The sequence below is a fragment of the Stenotrophomonas sp. GQ19 genome, from assembly GCF_059758695.1.
This window is the reverse complement of the sequence record NZ_JCAXES010000003.1, coordinates 182,239-199,808: the sequence shown is the minus strand read 5'-3', so window position 1 is coordinate 199,808 and position 17,570 is coordinate 182,239. Positions and strand designations below refer to the sequence as shown.

Below are 17,570 nucleotides of genomic sequence, written 5' to 3'. Positions count from 1 at the left end.
CCCGGCATGCCCAAGCTTGCTGAACTGTTCGATATACCTGCTGCGCGCCAGATCGATGCGCGTGCCAGCGCCCTGCTCGGCGATGGCGGTGCCGCGCTGATGGACCAGGCCGGGCAGGCCGCCTGGCAGTGCCTGCTGGAGCAATGGCCGCAGGCGCAGCGCCTGTGCGTGGTGGCGGGGCCCGGCAACAACGGCGGCGACGGCTATGTGCTGGCCCGGTTGGCCCGGCAGGCCGGGCGCGCGGTGCACGTGCTGCGCCTGGCCACCGATGCGGCGGCCATCGCCCTGGCCCGGGCGGCGCTGCAGGCCTGGCAGGACGAAGGCGGGGAGGTGGCCGTGTTTGCCGGTGCACTGCCCCCGGCCGATGTGGTGGTGGATGCGCTTTACGGGCTGGGCCTGAACCGCGCGCCCACCGGTGAGGCGGCGGCGCTGATCGAAGCCATCAACCAGGCGGGCGTGCCGGTCCTGGCGCTGGACGTACCCAGCGGCGTGGACGCCAACACCGGCGCCGTGCCGGGCAACGCGGTCCGCGCCAGCGTGACCCTGCAGTTCATTGTCTGCCACCAGGGCCTGTATACCGGCGCCGCGTTGGAATACGTGGGCGCGCGGCGGTTGGCACCGCTGCAGCTGCCGGACGGCGCGGATGCGCAGGTGTCGCCCAGTGCGGTGCCATGGCAGGCGCCCCGGCTGGCCGGGCTGCTGCCGGCGCGGCGCGCCAATACCCATAAGGGCGAATCCGGCCACGTGCTGTGCGTGGGCGGCAACTGCGGCAGCGGGGGCGCGGTGATGCTGGCCAGCGAGGCCGCGTTGCGTGCCGGCGCCGGGCTGGTCAGCGTGGCCACCCAGGCGCTGCACGTGGCCCCGCTGCTGGCCCGCCTGCCCGAGGCCATGGTGCACGCAGTGGAAGACGCGCAGGACCTGCAGGCCCTGCTGGCGCGGGCCGGCGTGATCGCGATCGGGCCGGGCCTGGGCCAGGACGACTGGGCGCGCGAGCTGTGGCGGCAGGTGTTGGGCAGCGGCACGCCGCTGGTGGTCGATGCCGACGCGCTGAACCTGCTGGCCGCCGCGCCGCAGCCGCTGAACCACGCCATCCTGACCCCGCATCCGGGCGAGGCGGCGCGCCTGCTCGGGGTGGACACGGCCACGATCCAGGCTGACCGTTTCGCCGCCGCAAAGGCCCTGGCCGAGCGCTTCGGCGCGGTGGTGGTGCTCAAAGGCGCCGGCAGCATCATCGCCGCCCCCGGTGAGCTGCCGCGGGTGATCGCGGCGGGCAACCCGGGCATGGCCGTGGGCGGCATGGGCGATCTGTTGACCGGCATCATCGCTGCGTTGCGCGCACAGGGGCTGGATGCCTTCGATGCGGCCAGCAGTGGTGCACTGCTGCATGGGCTGGCCGGCGATGCCGCCGCCAGCGACGGCCAGCGTGGCCTGCTCCCCACCGACCTGCTGGTGCCGCTGCGCCGGCTGGTGAATCCGGAACCTCGACCCGCATGATCACGTTTTTCCTGGCCCAGACCGACGACACCGACCTGCTTGGGCAGTGGCTGGCCGCGACCCGTCCGCCGCAGGCGGTGATGCAGCTGCAGGGCGACCTCGGCGCGGGCAAGTCGACGCTGGCGCGTGCGCTGCTGCGCGCGCTGGGCGTGCAGGGCGCCATCCGCAGCCCCACCTACACGCTGGTGGAGCGCTATCCGCTGGCCGACGGGCACGAAGCCTGGCACCTGGACCTGTACCGCATCGGCCAGGCCGATGAGCTGGATTTCCTGGGGCTGGACGAGGGCAGTGCCTCGCTGTGGCTGATCGAATGGCCCGAGCGCGGCGCGGGCGCGCTGCCGCCCACCGACCTGATCGTGGCGCTGGAAATCGAGGGGCAGGGACGCCGCGTGCGTCTCAATGCGACGAGCGACGCGGGTCGTGAATGGCTTGCCCGGTTGCCACAAGGGGGCGACTTGCAGGCCCTTTCTGTCGGCTGACACTAGGAAACACCGGCAGGTTACGGATTATTAAGGGAAAAGGAGTTGCATTTCATTCAGGGCGGTGATTGAATCTTGACCCATGCCAATGGGGAAACCACTCACCGCCATCTGTGCCGCCGTCGGACTCTGTCTGGCGAGCGCCCTGGCGTGGGCCGGTGAAGTGCGCCAGGTGGGTCTGGAGACCGGTGCCACCGGCACCCGCGCGGAGATCGCGCTGTCCGGCAGCGGTGGCTACAAGACCCTGACCCTGGCCGGCCCGAACCGTCTGGTGGTGGATTTCCCGGACTCCAGCGCGGTCCGCAACCTCAAGCTGCCTGCGCCCAAGGGCGTGGTCACGGCCGTGCGCACCGGTCAGCCGGTGCCCGGCACGTTCCGGGTGGTGTTCGATCTGGCCGAATCGGTCGCGCCGTTCCGGCCGCAGATGGTCAAGCAGGGCGACGAGTCGCGGCTGGTCATCGAATGGCCGGGCGATGCGCCGACCAGTGTTGCCAGCACGCCTGCCCCCGCACCCGCACAACCCCCGACGCCCGCACCTGCCCCCGCAGGTACGGTTGCGGGCGCCGCACCGCCGGCTCAGACCGCCGCCAACGCAGCGCAGGCGCGCAGCGATGCGGCGCGTGCCACGGCACTTCTGACCGCCTCGGTGCGCCAGCAGGCCAGCGCCACGGCCGCCACGCCGGTGCCGACCCCCACGCCACCAGCCGCCGCTGCTGTGAACGTAGCGGCCGCCGGCAACGCCAATGCGGCCAGCAACTCGGCCACCCCGGCGGCGATCCTGGCCGGCCAGGCCACTGCCGCGGTGGTGCCCGCACCGACGCCGGTGGTGGTGCCTGCCGAGCCGCCGCGCCCGGTGATGCCCAGCGAAATCTCGCGGATCAAGATGCGCCCGGGCATGCGCCCGCTGGTCGTCGCGATCGATCCCGGCCATGGTGGCCAGGATCCCGGTGCGGTAGGCCCAACCGGCAAGCGGGAAAAAGACATCACCCTGGCAGTGGCGCGTGAACTGGCACGCCAGGTCAATGCCACGCCCGGCCTGAAAGCCTTCCTGACCCGCGACACCGACGTGTTCATTCCGCTGCCGATGCGCGCGCAGAAGGCGCGTTCGGCGAAGGCCGACATCTTCATTTCGATCCACGCCGACGCGGCTGAAAACCGCGCCGCCACCGGTTCGTCGGTCTACGTGCTGTCGACCAAGGGTGCCTCGTCGCAGCGTGCGCGCTGGCTGGCCGACAAGGAAAACGCCGCCGATCTGGTCGGTGGTGTACGCCTCCAGCAGACCGAAGGCACCTTGGCCAACGTGCTGCTGGACCTGGCGCAGAGTGGGTACATGAAGGCGTCTGAAGATGCGGCCGGCCACGTGCTGGGCGGGCTCAAGCGCATCGGCAAGAACCACAAGCCCAACATCGAACGCGCCAACTTCGCGGTGCTGCGCACCTCGGACATGCCGGCGATGCTGGTCGAAACCGCCTTCATCTCCAATCCCGATGAAGAGCGCCGCCTGATCGACCCGGCCTACCAGCGCCAGATCGCCGGTGCGGTGCTCGACGGCGTGCACACCTTCTTCAGCCGCCAACCGCCGCCGGGCACGCTCTACGCCGCCCGCGCCGAAGCCGAGATCCAGGCCGCCAGCACGGTAGCCGGCGGCAGCAAATAATCCCCAACGCGGATCATTTGCGTAGAGCCGACCGTTGGTCGGCTGGGCTGGGCCCCACACGTAACCCGTCCGGATGAACCGCGTAGAGCCGACCGTTGGTCGGCTGGGCCCCACACGTAACCCATCCGGATGAACCGGGTAGAGCCGACCGTTGGTCGGCTATCGCGCGAAGCGCGCCCGCGTCGGGTTCCGCGCCGGGGTTGCCGCGTCGCAGAGCAGCCGACCAACGGTCGGCTCTACCGGCTCCTAGAGCCGACCGTGGGTCGGCTGGCGGCCTACGCTATCATCTGTCGATGACGTACAGCCCCCGATTCCCCCTCGCTTCCGCCGTCGCCTGTCCCTTCTGCGGGAGCGACGCATGAGCATCCGCCAGCTGCCCGAGATCCTGATCAACCAGATCGCCGCCGGCGAGGTGGTGGAGCGCCCGGCGTCGGTGGTCAAGGAACTGGTCGAAAACGCACTGGATGCCGGTGCCACCCGCGTGGACATCGACCTGGAAGAAGGCGGCGTCCGCCTGATCCGGATCCGTGACGATGGCGGCGGCATCGCGCCGGAAGAACTGCCGCTGGCGGTATCCCGCCACGCCACCAGCAAGATCGCCAGCCTGGACGACCTCGAAGCGGTGGCCACGCTCGGCTTCCGTGGCGAAGCGCTGCCCTCGATCGCCTCGGTCAGCCGCTTTACCCTGGCCTCGCGCCGTCCCGGCGATGCGCACGGTTCGGCCCTGCAGATCGAAGGCGGCAAGCTCGGCGAGGTCACCCCGCGCGCGCATGCGCCGGGCACCACGGTGGAAGTGCGCGAGCTGTTCTACAACGTGCCGGCGCGGCGCAAGTTCCTGCGCGCCGAACGCACCGAGCTGGGCCATATCGAAGAGTGGCTGCGGTCGCTGGCGCTGGCCCGCCCGGACGTGGAACTGCGGGTGTCGCACAACGGCAAGCCGTCGCGCCGCTACAAGCCTGGCGATCTGTATTCCGATACGCGCCTGGGCGAAACCCTGGGCGAGGATTTTGCCGCGCAGGCGCTGCGCGTGGACCACAGCGGGGCCGGTCTGCGGCTGCATGGCTGGATCGCGCAGCCGCACTATTCGCGCGCCAGCACCGACCAGCAATACCTCTACGTCAATGGCCGTTCGGTGCGTGACCGCAGCGTGGCCCACGCAGTGAAGATGGCCTATGGCGATGTGCTGTTCCACGGCCGCCAGCCGGCCTACGTGCTGTTCCTGGAACTGGACCCGACCCGGGTCGACGTCAACGTGCACCCGGCCAAGCACGAGGTGCGCTTCCGCGACTCACGCCTGATCCATGATTTTGTCTACCGCACGTTGAAGGAAGCGCTGGCCGAAACCCGCGCCGGCATGACCGCCACCGCAGGTGCCGCCGATGCGCACGCATTGCCCGGCACCGCACCGGGCAGTGCGGCCGGTTATGGCACGTCCGGCGGCGGCTACGCGCTGGGCGGCGGCGGGGGTGGCAGCATGGCCGGCCAGTGGCGCCCGCAGCAGTCACCGTTGGGCCTGCAGGTGGCCGATGCACCGTCGGCCTACGCCGCGCTGTACGCCACGCCTGCCGGTGGCGTGTCCGCTGCGCTGCCGCCGATGCCCAGCTACAACGGCCTGCCCGCTACCGCGGCCGACAGCGGCGTGCCGCCGCTGGGCTACGCCGTGGCGCAGTTGCACGGCATCTACATCCTGGCCGAGAACGCCGAAGGCCTGATCGTGGTCGACATGCACGCCGCGCACGAGCGCATCGGCTACGAGCGGCTGAAGACCGCGCACGATGGCATGGGCCTGCACGCGCAGCCATTGCTGGTGCCGATCACCCTGGCAGTGGGCGAGCGTGATGCCGACACCGCCGAGCGCGAAGCCGACACGCTGGTGGCGCTGGGCTTTGAGATCACCCGTTCCGGTCCAGGGTCGCTGCACGTGCGCAGCATTCCCGCGCTGCTGGCCAACGCCGAACCGGAAGGCCTGCTGCGTGACGTGCTCACCGACCTGCGCGAGCACGGCCAAAGCCGGCGCATCGCCAGCGCCCGCGACGAGCTGCTGTCCACGATGGCCTGCCACGGCGCAGTGCGCGCCAACCGGCGCCTGACCGTGCCGGAAATGAACGCGCTGCTGCGCGACATGGAAATCACCGAACGCTCGGGTCAGTGCAATCACGGTCGACCGACCTGGGCGCGTTTTTCACTGGCGGAAATCGACCGCTGGTTCCTGCGCGGACGTTGAAGGGGACAATCATGCGAACTTGGGGAAGGGCGCTGGGCGCGATCATGCTGGCGGTGGGGCTGGCCGCGTGCGGCGACAAAGAAGCGGCACCCACGGTGGCCGCTGCGGTGGATCCGGCGTTCGCCGCCGAACAGCAGCAGTGGCGCCAGAAGCGCTATGAAGAACTGCATGCCGCCGACGGCTGGACCAGCCTGGTGGGCCTGCATTGGCTGGAGTACAAGGCGCATTACATCGGCAGCGGGCCGGGCAGTGGCATCCGCCTGGCGGTCGGACCGGCCAAGCTGGGCATGGTGGCGCGCGACGGCGACACGGTATGGTTCACGCCCGAGCGTGGCGCGGCCCTGCAGGTGGGCGACAAACCACTCACCGGCCGCATCCGGTTCGCCAGTGATCGCGACCCCGCCCCGACGTTGATTTCCTTCGACGACGGCAAGGGCCAGTTGAGCCTGATCCATCGCGGCGAGCGCTATGCACTGCGGGTAAAGCATGCCGACGCGGCCAGCCGGGCCAATTTCACCGGGCTGCAGTACTGGCCGGGCGGCCCGTCGTGGCGGGTGAACGCGCGCTTCGTGCCGCACGCGCCGGGGAAAACCCTGCCCATCGTGGACATCACCGGGCTGACCACGCAGATGCCCAATGCCGGCGCACTGGAGTTCGAACGCGACGGCCGCACCTGGCGGCTGGAAGCGCTGGGCGAACCCGGGCGCGAGCTGTTCGTGATCTTCGCCGACCGCACCAGCGGGCACGGCAGCTACCCGGCCGGGCGCTACCTGGACGTGGCCGCACCGGATGCGAACGGGCAGGTGCAGGTGGATTTCAACCACGCCTACAATCCCCCGTGCGCGTTCACGCCGTTTGCAACGTGCCCGTTGGCGCCGCCGGAAAACCGCCTGGACCTGCGCATTGACGCGGGCGAGCAGGCCTACCATGCCCCTGAAGGAGAGGCCTGAACCATGTCGATGTTGTCCCGAATGTTGTCCCCGGTGTTGATGGTCGGCCTGCTGTTGGGCAGTGGCGTGGTGCAGGCGCGCGGCGACGCCCCGGCGGCCAAGGCCACGCCCCCGGTGCCGCTGTTGTGGAAGGTGACCGGCCCGGGCGACAGCCGGGTGTATCTGTTGGGTTCGTTCCACCTGCTGCGTGCGCAGGATTATCCGCTTGCGGCCGATGTGGACCAGGCGTTCGCAGCGTCCAAGCGGGTGGTGTTCGAGCTGTCGCCGCAGGACATGCAGTCGCCGCAGCTGACCCAGAAGATGCTGCAGGCGGCGGTGCGCACCGACGGCACCGAGCTCAAGCGTGACCTGGACCCGGCGACGTGGACCAAGCTGCAGGCCTACGCCACCGCGAACAATCTGCCCCTGGCGCAGCTGCAGGGCATGAAGCCGTGGTTCGTGGGGCTGACCATCACGCTGGGGCAGTTCACCAAGATGGGCCTGGACCCGAACCTGGGCCTGGATCGGCACTTCATGCAGCGCGCCGCGACGGCCGGCAAGCCGACCTCCGGGCTGGAGGACATCGACACCCAGGTCGGCGTGCTGTCGGGGATGTCGGCGGCCGAGCAGCAGCAGATGGTGGCCGAGGCGCTGGACCAGGCCGACAAGGCCGACGCGGAAGGCCGCAAGCTGCACGACGCGTGGCGCCGCGGTGACGACAAGCTGCTGTGGACCTCGATGGCCGCGCAGATGCGCGGTCAGTACCCGCAGCTGTACAAGCGCATCAATACCGATCGCAATGATGCCTGGGTGCCCAAGCTGCAGCAGTACCTGCAGGCCGGGCAGGGCGGCACGCTGGTGGTGGTCGGCACGCTGCACCTGCTGGGCGACGACGGCGTGGTGGACAAGCTCAAGGCCAAGGGCTTCACGGTCGAGCGCGTGTGCACCGGGTGCGCCAAGCCGAAGCGCTGATCGCGCACGCCGCGGATACGAAAAAGGCGCGGCCGTGGGGCTGCGCCTTTTTCATTGCCCCGTGCCGGGCGTTGCCTCAGCGGCGGGTCTTGCCTGCGCCGGGGGCCGGGGTTTCCGGCTTGCCGGTACCGGTGCCGGTGGAGGTGCCACCGGGGCGCGGGCCGAAGCCGGGGCCCATGTTGCGCTGGAAGTCCTGCCAGAGCTCGAGGTTGCGCTCGGTCAGCTGGTTCATCATCGCCCACGGGGTCTGGCCGAGCAGGTTGCCCATCTGCTGGCGGAACTGCTGCTGCTGGTCCAGGAAGACCTGCATGCTGCGCTCCAGGTAGTTGCCCATGAAGCCCTGCAGGGAGTCGCCGTAGAAGCGGATCAGCTGGCTGAGCAGCTGGGTGGACAGCATCGGCTCGCCGTCCTGTTCCTGGTCGGCGATGATCTGCAGCAACACCGAGCGGGTCAGGTCGTCGCCGCTCTTGGCATCGCGCACTTCGAAGTCTTCGCCGTCGAGGATGAGCTGGCGCACATCTTCGATGGTGATGTAACTGGAAATCTCGGTGTCGTAGAGCCGGCGGTTCGGGTATTTCTTGATAATGCGGTTCGCAGCCATGAAACGGTCACTCATCACAGTAGGCGCGCAGCATGGCGCAGTGCAGCAGCACATGCAACCGCCGGAAGGCCCATGCGGCGGGGTACAGGACCGGTTTTATGTTGCGCAGCATGGATTTGCGCAGGGTGCAGCATTTGCAAACGGGTGAATATGTGCAGCTGTAAAAAGTCCTGCAAACGTTTTCTTGAAAATCCCCGGTAGAGCCGACCGTTGGTCGGCTGCCTTTGATCGGGTACCTTTCTGGATGGATTGCGTGCAGCCGACCAACGGTCGGCTCTACCGGGATTGCGTGCAGCCGACCAACGGTCGGCTCTACCAGCCCATGTGGTGGCCGCCGTTGATGTCCAGGTTCGACCCGGTGATCCACGAGGCTTCTTCGTTCACCAGGAAGGCGACCGCGTAGGCGATTTCCTCGGGCTTGCCGAGGCGGCCGGTGGGGATGTCGGCGATGATCTTGGCGCGCACTTCGTCGGGCACGGCCATCACCATGTCGGTGGCCACATAGCCGGGGGAAATGGTGTTGACGGTGATGCCGAAGCCGGCATTCTCGCGGGCCAGGGAGATGGTGAAGCCGTGCATGCCGGCCTTGGCCGCGGCGTAGTTGGCCTGGCCGTACTGGCCCTTCAGGCCGTTGATCGAGCTGATCTGGATGACCCGGCCCCAGCCGCGGCGGCGCATGCCTTCGATGACCGGGCGGGTGACGTTGAACACCGAGTTGAGGTTGGTGTTGATGACGTCGTGCCACTGGTCGGCGCGCATGCGGTGGAAGGTGGTGTCGCGGGTGATGCCGGCGTTGTTGACCAGGATCTCGATCGGGCCGAGTGCTGCTTCCACCGCGTGGACCATGGCCTCGGCGGTGTCCGGGTCGGCGACGTCGCCGGGGAAGATCGCCACGTCGCAGCCGCGCGCCAGCATCATCTCGCGCCAGGCCAGGGCTTTGGCCTGGTCACGGTAGTTGGTGGCGACCCGATGGCCCTGGTCGGCCAGGCGTTGGCAGATGGCAGTACCGATACCGCCGGTTCCGCCGGTGACCAGTGCGACGCGAGATGTCATGGGCTGCTACTCCGAAAGGCTGTGCCAACAAGGGGGAAGGGGATTCTGCAACATCGCCGCGGCAAATGGGGCGTCAGCCGGGCGTGGCGGGTGGGGCGATGTCATGGGCGGGCAGGCGGGCCGGATCGAAGCCGGCACGGGCGTTGTCCAGCAACGGCGTCACGCCGGCAGCGTCGCGCACCACGGCCGGGTCCTGGCCCAAGGCCGCCCAGGCCTGGCGCAGGGCGGGCAGCGGTTCGGCCGGGTCGAGCGGGCGGGCAGCGTCGGACTTGGACAGCTTGCGGCCGTGCGCGTCCAGCAGCAGGGGCAGGTGCAGGTAGGCCGGGGTCGGCAGGCCAAGCGCGCGCTGGAGCAGGATCTGGCGCGGGGTGGAGTCGAGCAGGTCCGCGCCGCGCACCACGTCGGTGATGCCCTGCTGCCCATCGTCCACGACCACGGCCAGCTGGTAGGCCCAGTAGCCATCGGCGCGCCGCAGCACGAAATCGCCGACGTCGGCGTGGACGTCCTGTTCCACCGGGCCGCGCAGGCCGTCGTGGAAGGCAATCCGGGTCCCGGGCGGTACCCGCAGGCGGATGGCCGGTTGCGCGCGCAGGCCGCGTGCCACGCAGTGATGGTGGATGCCGTGCTGGTCGGCCAGTTCGCTGCGGCTGCAGTGGCAGGCAAACGCGGTGCCTTCGTCGAGCAGGCGCTCCAGGGCGCGCTGGTAGAGGGCGTCGCGCTGGCTCTGGCGCACGATCGGGCCGTCGCTGGCCAGGCCAAGCGCGGTCAGGCAGGCCAGTTGCTGGTCGATGGCACCGGGTACGGTGCGCGGGGGGTCGACGTCTTCCACGCGCACCCACCACTGCCCGCCGGCGTGGCGGGCGAGCAGCCAGCTGCCCAGTGCGGCGAGCAGCGAGCCGGGGTGCAGGGGGCCGGTGGGCGAGGGCGCGAAGCGGCCGAGGTAGGGGGTCATTGGCATGAACTATGAATCGTCGGTCAGTTTGCGACTTGAATTCAACCTGAAGTCCCCGCAGATTTGCAGTCATCCACCTCCCATGAGCGTCATTTCCCCATGTTCAGTCGCATTGCTCTCTTCCTTCTGACCAACCTTGCCGTGCTGGTCCTGGCGGGCATCGTGATGTCGGTGTTGGGCGTGAACCCCAACCAGATGAGCGGCCTGCTGGTGATGGCGGCCATCTTTGGCTTCGGTGGTTCCTTCATTTCACTGTTGCTGTCCAAGTGGATGGCCAAGCGTTCCACGGGCGCGGTGGTGATCACCGAGCCGCGCAATCCGACCGAGCGCTGGCTGCTGGCCACCGTCGAGCGGCAGGCCCGCGAGGCCGGCATCGGCATGCCGGAAGTGGCGGTGTACGACGGCCCGGAAATCAACGCGTTCGCAACCGGTGCCAACCGCAACAAGGCGCTGGTGGCGGTGTCCACGGGACTGTTGCACAACATGAGCGAGGACGAGGCCGAGGCGGTGCTGGGCCACGAGATCGCGCACGTGGCCAACGGTGACATGATCACGATGGCGCTGCTGCAGGGCGTGTTGAATACGTTCGTGATCGTGCTGGCCCGCATCGTGGGTGGTTTCATCGACAGCGCGCTGTCGGGCAACCGCGAAGGCGGCGGTCGCGGCTTTGCGTACTACATCATCGTGTTCGTGCTGGAGATGGTGTTCGGTGTGTTCGCGACGATGATTTCGATGTGGTTCTCGCGCCACCGCGAGTTCCGCGCCGATGCCGGTGGTGCGCACCTGGCAGGCCGCCAGAAGATGATCGCGGCGCTGGAGCGGCTGAAGCTCAACCACGGCCAGAGCACGCTGCCGACGCAGATCGCGGCCTTCGGCATCGCCGGTTCGACGGCCCGCAAGCTGTTCATGAGCCACCCGCCGCTGGAAGAGCGCATCGCCGCCCTGAAGGCCAGCACCGCAGCCTGATCCGCGGTGCGCTGAAACCTCAGAACGCCCGGCTTCGGCCGGGCGTTTTTGTGTCTGCGTTGTTCCCTGGTAGAGCCGGGCTCTGCCCGGCTGCCCTTGAGGCAAATGCAACGTCAAAGGCCTCATTTGCCCTGCATTCTCGGGCTGGGCAGGACGGTGTGGGTTCGCGGGACACGCTGCAAGTACGTCCCTGTAAGCTCCGTCGCGCCATCCATGGCGCTCAGGGTCCCGCGAACCCACACCGTCCCGCCCTCGACAGTGGGTCGGTGGCCATGCGAAGCAACGGCAAGGAAGCCCGCAGCGGTGCCTTTGAGTTCACGCCGGTGAAGTCCGGCTTTGCGCCCTGCCTTTTGCCCAGGGCACCGACCCTCTGTCAGGGGCTGGCGCGGGTGGGGGTGCGGGACCCTGAGCCGCATGGATGCGGCGACGGAGCTTACATGGGTGAGGGCGCATTGCTTGCGAGGCACTGCCTCGCAAGCGTCCGAACGCACAGCCGTCGGCGGCTGGGCCGGGCCGCGGAGCGGGACTTGCAGCGTGTCCCGCGCCCCCACCCGCGCCAGCCAGCCAGCAGCAGGCGATGCGCATGGCGCTTTTTGCCGTTGCCTCCGCAGTCACTCAGTTCCCATAAACAACAGCGGCGCCCAAGGGCGCCGTTGTCGGAATAATCGGAATAATACGGGACGGTGGCTCATAGGCCGACGTCAAATACGGCGGTGCGCCGGCTCAGGGGGTGATGTCGCGGTAGCCGGTCTTGTCCAGCACCGCCACCTGCGTGCCGCTGTCTTCATCGATGAAGCGCAAGGGGCGGGCGGGGGCGTCGGTGCTGCCGGTCAGGACATACGCCACGCAGGACGCCATCAGCACGCGGTGGGAGAACGGGGTGTACGCCCAGGTCGGGCTCGTGGTGACATCGCCGCCGTCCTTGCCGGCCTTCTTCAGGCTCAGCGCGGCCGAGGCCTGCAGGCTCGCGACCAGGTCGGCGCAGGTCGCCGCGACCTCCTCGGGCAGGACCACCGGCCCTTCCGTGGACGACGGGTCCATCACCACCGACGCGGTCGCGTCATATCCCCCCAGCAGCAAGGCCAGGGAAAGAATCGCGCGCTTGTACATGGGTCTTCCTTGAAGGGTGCGCCGCGGCGCAATCAAAAAGTGTAGCGCGCGTGGCGTTGCGTTGCGGCCGCCCGTCTACCCCGGCCACGCTGGAAAGCCGGACGCACCGGCACAAAAAAACGGCGCCCAAGGGCGCCGTTCTTCGGTTTCAGCGCGGTGGCCGATCAGAACTTGGCGTCGAACTCGGCTGCGTAGCCGGTGTTGACCAGCACCTTCTGCAGCACATCGGTGTTCTTCACGTTGCCCGCCACGATCTGCTGGGTCTCCGGGCCGCGGCTGTCCATGCGGGCCGGGGTGGCGCCCTTGTAGTCACAGACCCGGCCACCGGCCTCGCGCACCAGCAGCACGCCGGCGGCGATATCCCAGGCCTTCAGCCCGGCTTCGAAGTAGGCATCGGCGCGGCCGCAGGCCACGTAGGCCAGATCCAGCGCGGCCGACCCGGTACGGCGCACGTCTTCGGCGTGCACCAGCAGCGCATCCACGGCCTTCAGCTGCGAACTGGCGCGCTGGCGCTCACGCGGGGCGAAACCGGTATGGATCATCGCGCCGCCCATGTCCTTGCGGTCGGCCACGCGGATGCGACGGTCGTTCAGCACCGCACCAGCGCCGCGGCTGGCAGTGAACAGCTCATTGCGGAGCGGATCGAAGATCACCGCATCGATCGGCTCGCCGTTCTCGACCAGCGCGATGGACACACAGTAGTGCGGGAAGCCGCGCAGGTAGTTGCTGGTGCCGTCCAGCGGGTCGATCACCCACATGTACCGGTTCACACCCTGCACACCACCTTCTTCGCCCATGATCCCGTACTCGGGATAGGCGCGCTTGAGTTCCTTGACGATGACCTTTTCCGCATCTGCATCGACTTCACTGGCATAGTCCATGCGCCCCTTCTGCACGACGTTCAACGCCTCCAGCTTGTTGATGTTGCGCAACAGGACGTTGCCGGCGAGGCGGGCGGCCTTGACCATGACGGTGACGGCGGGTTTCTGCATGGCGAAAAGCTCCCGGAAAGGCAGAGTGGGGGGGTACTGGCGGGGGAAAAGAGCGGTCCCGGCGCAGAGGCCGGTCGCACAGTTTACCATCTGTGGCTGTCCTGCTCGCGTTTGGCCTGTTCATGTCCGTTGAAACCGCTCCTACCCGTATCCGATTCGTCCTGGTCGGCACCCAGCACCCCGGCAACATGGGCGCTGCGGCGCGCGCCATGAAGACCATGGGCCTGTCCCGGCTGGTCCTGGTGGCACCGGAAAAGCCGCTGGACGATGAAGCGTTCCGGCGCTCGGCCGGCGCCGAGGACGTGCTGGGCGATGCACCGGTCGTGGCCACCCTGGCCGAGGCCGTGGCCGACTGCACCCTGGTCCTGGGCTGCACCGCACGTGCCCGCCGGGTCCAGCTGGAGGAACTGCTGCCGGCCGTCGCTGCCCAGCGCGCCCTGGCCAAGGCCGCCGAACCGGCCGAAGTGGCCTTCGTGTTCGGCCGCGAGCGCACCGGCCTGACCAACGAGGAACTGCAGCTGTGCCACCTGGCCGTGCATATCCCGTCCAACCCCGACTTCAGTTCGTTGAACCTGGCCGCCGCCGTGCAGGTGCTGGCCTATGAAACGCGCATGGCCGTGCTCGGCGGCATCGACGGCGCCGCCCCGGCCGACCCCGAGTTCCGCGAGCAGCCGGCCAGCCATGCGCAGGTGGAAGGCATGTTCACCCAGCTCGGCCAGGCCCTGGACGACATCGACTTCCACAAGGGCCGCGCCCCGGAATCGGCCATGCGCAAACTGCGCCGCCTGTTCCTGCGCACCGGACTGAGCGAACAGGAAGTGCGCCTGTTGCGCGGCATCCTGTCCGACGCCCAGCGGATGGCACGGTTGGCCAACGCCAAGCCCGAATGAGCTGACGCAGTTCTCACTTTTTCGGGTAGGCTGTTCGGATTCCTTGGGGGGAGTGATGGGAGTGCCGGGTCTGCGATGGCTGCTGCAGGGAGGTCTGCTGTGTCTGGCTATCGTGCTGATGGCCGGACCTGCGTCAGCGGCACCGGACAACGTGCTGGTGCTGGGCCGGATCAGCGACAACCCCAAGTCACACTATGCGCAACTGCAACCCCTGCTCGATTACGTGGTTCCGCGCATGCGCGACGTCGGCATCACCGAAGGCCGCATCCTGATGGCACCCGACGCCCAGCAGATGGCCAGCTACCTGCGCCGTGGCCGGGTGGACTGGGTCACTGAAACCTCCGGCACCGCGGTGGCGCTGGGCCTGCGCAGTGGCGCCCAGCCCCTGCTGCTGACCGAGCGCAGCGGCGTGCGTGACTACCACACCGTGTTCTTCGTGCGCCGGGACAGCACCATTGCGACGCTGGCCGACCTCAAGGGGCACACCCTGGCGTTGCAGAACGTGGCCTCCACCAGTGCCTACCTGGTGCCGGTGATGACCCTGTTGCAGCAGGGCCTGACCCCGGAGATCCTGCTGTCGGCGCGCGATGCGGCCGCCCCCGATACGGTGGGCTATGTGTTTGCACGCTCGGAGGGCAATATCGCCACCCTGGTGCACAAGGGTGTGGTGGACGCCGGGGCGGTCAGCAGCGTGGACTGGACCGACGGACATCGCATTCCGGCCACTTTCCTGCGTGATTTCCGTGTCATCCATCGTACCGAGCCGTACCCGCGCGCGGTGGAAATGGTGCGCGCCGGGCTGGATGAACGGGTGCGCGACCGGTTGCAGGAGGTGCTGCTGGAGGCGGCATCGGATCCCAAGGCGCAGGATGCGCTGCAGACATTTTTTGGTACGTCCGGGTTCCATCGGGTGGATGCGCAGATGCAGCACCGGTTGGATGAATTGAAACAAGGCTTGGCTCGCGTGCGGATGGAAGTGGAATGAGGCTGTTGGGTTCCGGAATGCAGGCACGGTTCGTGCTCGCGATGAGCGGTGCGATGCTGGTGGTGATCGCCATCGTCGCGGTGGTGCTTGGGCGCCAGGCGACGATGCAGGATGAGGTCCAGCACCTCAGTGGCAACGTCATCCATGACCTGTTCGACCGCAGCGTGCGCAGCCGCGGTGAAGCGCTGGCGCGCGAGCTGTCCGACGCGTTGGCCAACCCGCTGTACTACAACGACCTGGAGCAGGTGGGCGCGCTGGTGCGCAACACCTCGCGGCAGCAGGTGGTGCGCTACGTGCTGGTGTTCGACGAGGACGGCAAGCTGATCCACGACGGCTCGGCCGAAGTGATCGACTTCGGCCGGCCGATGAGCGACCCGCTGGCCTCCGGTGCCGTCGCCGCGCGGGCGCTGGTGGTGCAGCAGTCGCCCAAGGTGCTCGACAACGCGATGCCGATCATGATCGGCAACCAGCGCATCGGCGGGGTCCGGGTGGGCATGGCGCTGGATGACGTGCAGGCGATGGAGCAGCGCGCCAACCAGACCCTGGGCGAGCGCCTGCAGCAGGTGGGCAAGCGCCACCTCGGCTGGCTGCTGCTGATGCTGGGGCTGCTGGTCGGCATCGGCGCGGGCATGATCATCTACGTGCAGCGCACCCTGGTGGCCCCGATCCGCTGGCTGGCCGGGGCCGCGCGCCAGATCGAGGCGGGCGACTACCAGCTGACGCTGCACGAAAGCCCGCGCAAGGACGAGGTGGGCGAACTGGTGCGTGCGTTCGGCCGGATGAGCGAATCGATCGCCCGCCACGACCGCGAAGTGCGGCACATGGCCTACACCGATGCGCTGACCGGGCTGACCAACCGCCTGGCCTTCCGTGAGGCGCTGGACCACCGGCTGATGGCCGCGCGTGCGTCCAACCATCGGCTGGCCCTGTTGTTTGCCGACATGGATGACTTCAAGCGCGTCAACGACACGCTGGGCCATGAAGCCGGCGATGAAGCGCTGCTGCAGTTCGCCCAGCGCATCAGCACCGCCGTGGCGCAGGCCGGGGGCGACGAGGCCCTGCTGGCCCGCTTTGGCGGCGATGAATTCGTGATCCTGCTCGGCGACGGCGATGTGGCCGCCCATGCCCGCCAACTGGCCGAGATCCTGGTCCGCGAGCTGGGCAAGCCGTTGTTCGTGCAGGGCCGGGAACTGTTCCTGGGCACGTCCATCGGCGTGACCCTGTTCCCCGACGATGCGGCCGATGCGACCACGCTGTTGAAGAACGGCGACATTGCGATGTACCAGGCCAAGGTGGCCGGCAAGAACTGCTACCGCTATTACAGCCGGGCCATGGACCACGCGGTGGAGCGCCGCGTGCATATGGAGCAGGAGCTGCGCGGCGCCTGGGAGCGCGGCGAACTGCGCCTGGTCTACCAGCCGATCTTCCGCACCCGCGACCGGCGCATGGTCGGGGTGGAAGTGCTGCTGCGCTGGCAACACCCCACGCTGGGCACGATCCCGCCGTCGGTGTTCATCGAAGTGGCCGAGCAGAGTGGCCTGATCGAGGTGATCGGCCCGAAGGTGCTGCGCGCGGCCTGCATGGAAGCGGTGCAGTGGCCGCACGGCGTGGACGGGGACGGCCTGTTCGTCTCGGTCAACGTATCGCCGCGCCAGCTGCGTGGCGGCGAGCTGCCCAACCTGGTGGCCGACTGCCTGCGCGACACCGGCCTGCCGGCCTCGCGCCTGCACCTGGAGCTGACCGAAACGGCGGTGATCGGCGATGAAATGCTGGCCGCGGCGCTGCTGGACAAGCTGCACCGGACCGGGGTGAAGGTGTGGCTGGATGACTTCGGCACCGGCTTCTCCGGCCTGAGCCACCTGCGCCAGGTGCCGGTGGACGGGGTCAAGATCGACAAGAGCTTCGTGGCCGACATGCAGCGCGACCCGGACGATCTGGCCCTGACTACGGCGATCATCGCCATGGCCCATGCCTTGGGGATCACCGTGGTGGCCGAAGGTATCGAGCAGGAAGTGCAGTTCGACCTGCTCTGCCAGCGCGGCTGCGACCTGGGCCAGGGCTATTGGCTGAGCCACCCGGTCAGCGCCACCGACGTGGTGGAATTGATCGAATCCGGGGTGTAGGGCGCAAGCCCCGTAGCGCCGGGCTCTGCCCGGCTGGATTTACATTGGCGGATCAGCCGGGCAGAGCCCGGCGCTACGCGCTGTCGCCGACGCCGGTAGGCGGCCACCGTTGGTGGTCGCAGCGCATCCCCGCCGGTAGGCGA

Annotated in this window: 15 protein-coding genes; 10 read left to right on the top strand and 5 right to left on the bottom strand. The window is 68.6% G+C overall.

Features of this window, described 5'->3' with window-relative positions; all coding sequences use genetic code 11:
* Window positions 1-6 precede the first annotated feature (6 nt).
* From AC6CHL_RS08080 to AC6CHL_RS08055, 6 genes are all read left to right on the top strand, one after another.
* Window positions 7-1,494: an NAD(P)H-hydrate dehydratase gene (locus tag AC6CHL_RS08080; RefSeq protein WP_498294094.1), complete on the top strand. Its 1,488-nt coding sequence runs from the start codon at window positions 7-9 to the stop codon at window positions 1,492-1,494.
* On the top strand, window positions 1,491-1,973 hold the full coding sequence (gene tsaE / locus AC6CHL_RS08075) for a tRNA (adenosine(37)-N6)-threonylcarbamoyltransferase complex ATPase subunit type 1 TsaE (RefSeq protein ID WP_128096676.1): 483 nt from the start codon (window positions 1,491-1,493) through the stop codon (window positions 1,971-1,973). Before AC6CHL_RS08080 ends, tsaE begins: the two co-directional genes overlap by 4 nt.
* An 82-nt stretch (window positions 1,974-2,055) precedes the next feature.
* Window positions 2,056-3,630 carry an N-acetylmuramoyl-L-alanine amidase gene (locus tag AC6CHL_RS08070; protein ID WP_498294093.1) on the top strand — a complete coding sequence of 525 codons (1,575 nt, stop codon included), beginning with the start codon at window positions 2,056-2,058 and terminating at the stop codon, window positions 3,628-3,630.
* Window positions 3,631-3,988: 358 nt separating this feature from the next.
* Window positions 3,989-5,854, top strand: a complete 1,866-nt coding sequence (gene mutL / locus AC6CHL_RS08065) for a DNA mismatch repair endonuclease MutL (RefSeq protein WP_498294092.1) — start codon at window positions 3,989-3,991, stop codon at window positions 5,852-5,854.
* 11 nt (window positions 5,855-5,865) lie between these two features.
* Window positions 5,866-6,804, top strand: a complete 939-nt coding sequence (locus AC6CHL_RS08060; protein WP_498294091.1) for a DUF1684 domain-containing protein — start codon at window positions 5,866-5,868, stop codon at window positions 6,802-6,804.
* A gap of 39 nt (window positions 6,805-6,843) precedes the next feature.
* On the top strand, window positions 6,844-7,755 hold the full coding sequence (locus AC6CHL_RS08055; RefSeq protein ID WP_447596266.1) for a TraB/GumN family protein: 912 nt from the start codon (window positions 6,844-6,846) through the stop codon (window positions 7,753-7,755).
* Between the two features lie 76 nt (window positions 7,756-7,831).
* Here AC6CHL_RS08055 and phaR read toward each other — a convergent pair whose 3' ends face one another.
* The 3 genes from phaR to gluQRS all read right to left on the bottom strand — a co-directional run bounded on the left by phaR (window position 7,832) and on the right by gluQRS (window position 10,367).
* A complete protein-coding gene (gene phaR, locus AC6CHL_RS08050) occupies window positions 7,832-8,356 on the bottom strand; it encodes a polyhydroxyalkanoate synthesis repressor PhaR (RefSeq protein ID WP_038691997.1) in 525 nt (174 codons plus the stop codon).
* 312 nt (window positions 8,357-8,668) lie between these two features.
* On the bottom strand, window positions 8,669-9,409 hold the full coding sequence (gene phbB, locus AC6CHL_RS08045; RefSeq protein ID WP_038687383.1) for an acetoacetyl-CoA reductase: 741 nt from the start codon (window positions 9,407-9,409) through the stop codon (window positions 8,669-8,671).
* 73 nt (window positions 9,410-9,482) lie between these two features.
* Window positions 9,483-10,367, bottom strand: a complete 885-nt coding sequence (gene gluQRS, locus AC6CHL_RS08040) for a tRNA glutamyl-Q(34) synthetase GluQRS (RefSeq protein WP_463601340.1) — start codon at window positions 10,365-10,367, stop codon at window positions 9,483-9,485.
* A gap of 93 nt (window positions 10,368-10,460) precedes the next feature.
* Between gluQRS and htpX the strand changes: the two genes are divergently transcribed.
* The gene (htpX, locus tag AC6CHL_RS08035) at window positions 10,461-11,327 is read left to right on the top strand and encodes a protease HtpX (RefSeq protein WP_038687387.1); all 867 of its coding nucleotides are present in this window, start codon (window positions 10,461-10,463) and stop codon (window positions 11,325-11,327) included.
* Window positions 11,328-12,050: 723 nt separating this feature from the next.
* Here htpX and AC6CHL_RS08030 read toward each other — a convergent pair.
* Both AC6CHL_RS08030 and AC6CHL_RS08025 read right to left on the bottom strand, forming a co-directional pair.
* Complete coding sequence (locus AC6CHL_RS08030) at window positions 12,051-12,437, bottom strand: hypothetical protein (RefSeq protein ID WP_038687389.1); 387 nt, start codon at window positions 12,435-12,437, stop codon at window positions 12,051-12,053.
* 164 nt (window positions 12,438-12,601) lie between these two features.
* Window positions 12,602-13,429: an inositol monophosphatase family protein gene (locus AC6CHL_RS08025; RefSeq protein ID WP_038687391.1), complete on the bottom strand. Its 828-nt coding sequence runs from the start codon at window positions 13,427-13,429 to the stop codon at window positions 12,602-12,604.
* A gap of 122 nt (window positions 13,430-13,551) precedes the next feature.
* Here AC6CHL_RS08025 and AC6CHL_RS08020 point away from each other — a divergent pair, with 122 nt between their 5' ends.
* The 3 genes from AC6CHL_RS08020 to AC6CHL_RS08010 all read left to right on the top strand — a co-directional run bounded on the left by AC6CHL_RS08020 (window position 13,552) and on the right by AC6CHL_RS08010 (window position 17,427).
* Window positions 13,552-14,319 (top strand): RNA methyltransferase, encoded by a 768-nt coding sequence (locus AC6CHL_RS08020; RefSeq protein ID WP_038691999.1) that lies wholly within the window; start codon window positions 13,552-13,554, stop codon window positions 14,317-14,319.
* Window positions 14,320-14,380: 61 nt separating this feature from the next.
* Window positions 14,381-15,304, top strand: a complete 924-nt coding sequence (locus AC6CHL_RS08015) for a phosphate/phosphite/phosphonate ABC transporter substrate-binding protein (RefSeq protein ID WP_498294090.1) — start codon at window positions 14,381-14,383, stop codon at window positions 15,302-15,304.
* Window positions 15,301-17,427 carry a putative bifunctional diguanylate cyclase/phosphodiesterase gene (locus tag AC6CHL_RS08010; RefSeq protein ID WP_448134059.1) on the top strand — a complete coding sequence of 709 codons (2,127 nt, stop codon included), beginning with the start codon at window positions 15,301-15,303 and terminating at the stop codon, window positions 17,425-17,427. Before AC6CHL_RS08015 ends, AC6CHL_RS08010 begins: the two co-directional genes overlap by 4 nt.
* The last annotated feature ends 143 nt before the right edge of the window (window positions 17,428-17,570 follow it).

Bases quoted from the DNA above. Each gene is read 5' to 3' on its own strand.
- AC6CHL_RS08060 (WP_498294091.1), top strand. From the start codon at position 5,866: ATGCGAACTTGGGGAAGGGCGCTGGGCGCGATCATGCTGGCGGTGGGG.
- AC6CHL_RS08080 (WP_498294094.1), top strand. From the start codon at position 7: ATGCCCAAGCTTGCTGAACTGTTCGATATACCTGCTGCGCGCCAGATC.
- AC6CHL_RS08020 (WP_038691999.1), top strand. From the start codon at position 13,552: ATGTCCGTTGAAACCGCTCCTACCCGTATCCGATTCGTCCTGGTCGGC.
- AC6CHL_RS08030 (WP_038687389.1), bottom strand. From the start codon at position 12,437: ATGTACAAGCGCGCGATTCTTTCCCTGGCCTTGCTGCTGGGGGGATAT.
- AC6CHL_RS08010 (WP_448134059.1), top strand. From the start codon at position 15,301: ATGAGGCTGTTGGGTTCCGGAATGCAGGCACGGTTCGTGCTCGCGATG.
- phbB (WP_038687383.1), bottom strand. From the start codon at position 9,409: ATGACATCTCGCGTCGCACTGGTCACCGGCGGAACCGGCGGTATCGGT.
- mutL (WP_498294092.1), top strand. From the start codon at position 3,989: ATGAGCATCCGCCAGCTGCCCGAGATCCTGATCAACCAGATCGCCGCC.
- tsaE (WP_128096676.1), top strand. From the start codon at position 1,491: ATGATCACGTTTTTCCTGGCCCAGACCGACGACACCGACCTGCTTGGG.
- AC6CHL_RS08055 (WP_447596266.1), top strand. From the start codon at position 6,844: ATGGTCGGCCTGCTGTTGGGCAGTGGCGTGGTGCAGGCGCGCGGCGAC.
- AC6CHL_RS08070 (WP_498294093.1), top strand. From the start codon at position 2,056: ATGCCAATGGGGAAACCACTCACCGCCATCTGTGCCGCCGTCGGACTC.
- AC6CHL_RS08025 (WP_038687391.1), bottom strand. From the start codon at position 13,429: ATGCAGAAACCCGCCGTCACCGTCATGGTCAAGGCCGCCCGCCTCGCC.
- phaR (WP_038691997.1), bottom strand. From the start codon at position 8,356: ATGGCTGCGAACCGCATTATCAAGAAATACCCGAACCGCCGGCTCTAC.
- htpX (WP_038687387.1), top strand. From the start codon at position 10,461: ATGTTCAGTCGCATTGCTCTCTTCCTTCTGACCAACCTTGCCGTGCTG.
- gluQRS (WP_463601340.1), bottom strand. From the start codon at position 10,367: ATGCCAATGACCCCCTACCTCGGCCGCTTCGCGCCCTCGCCCACCGGC.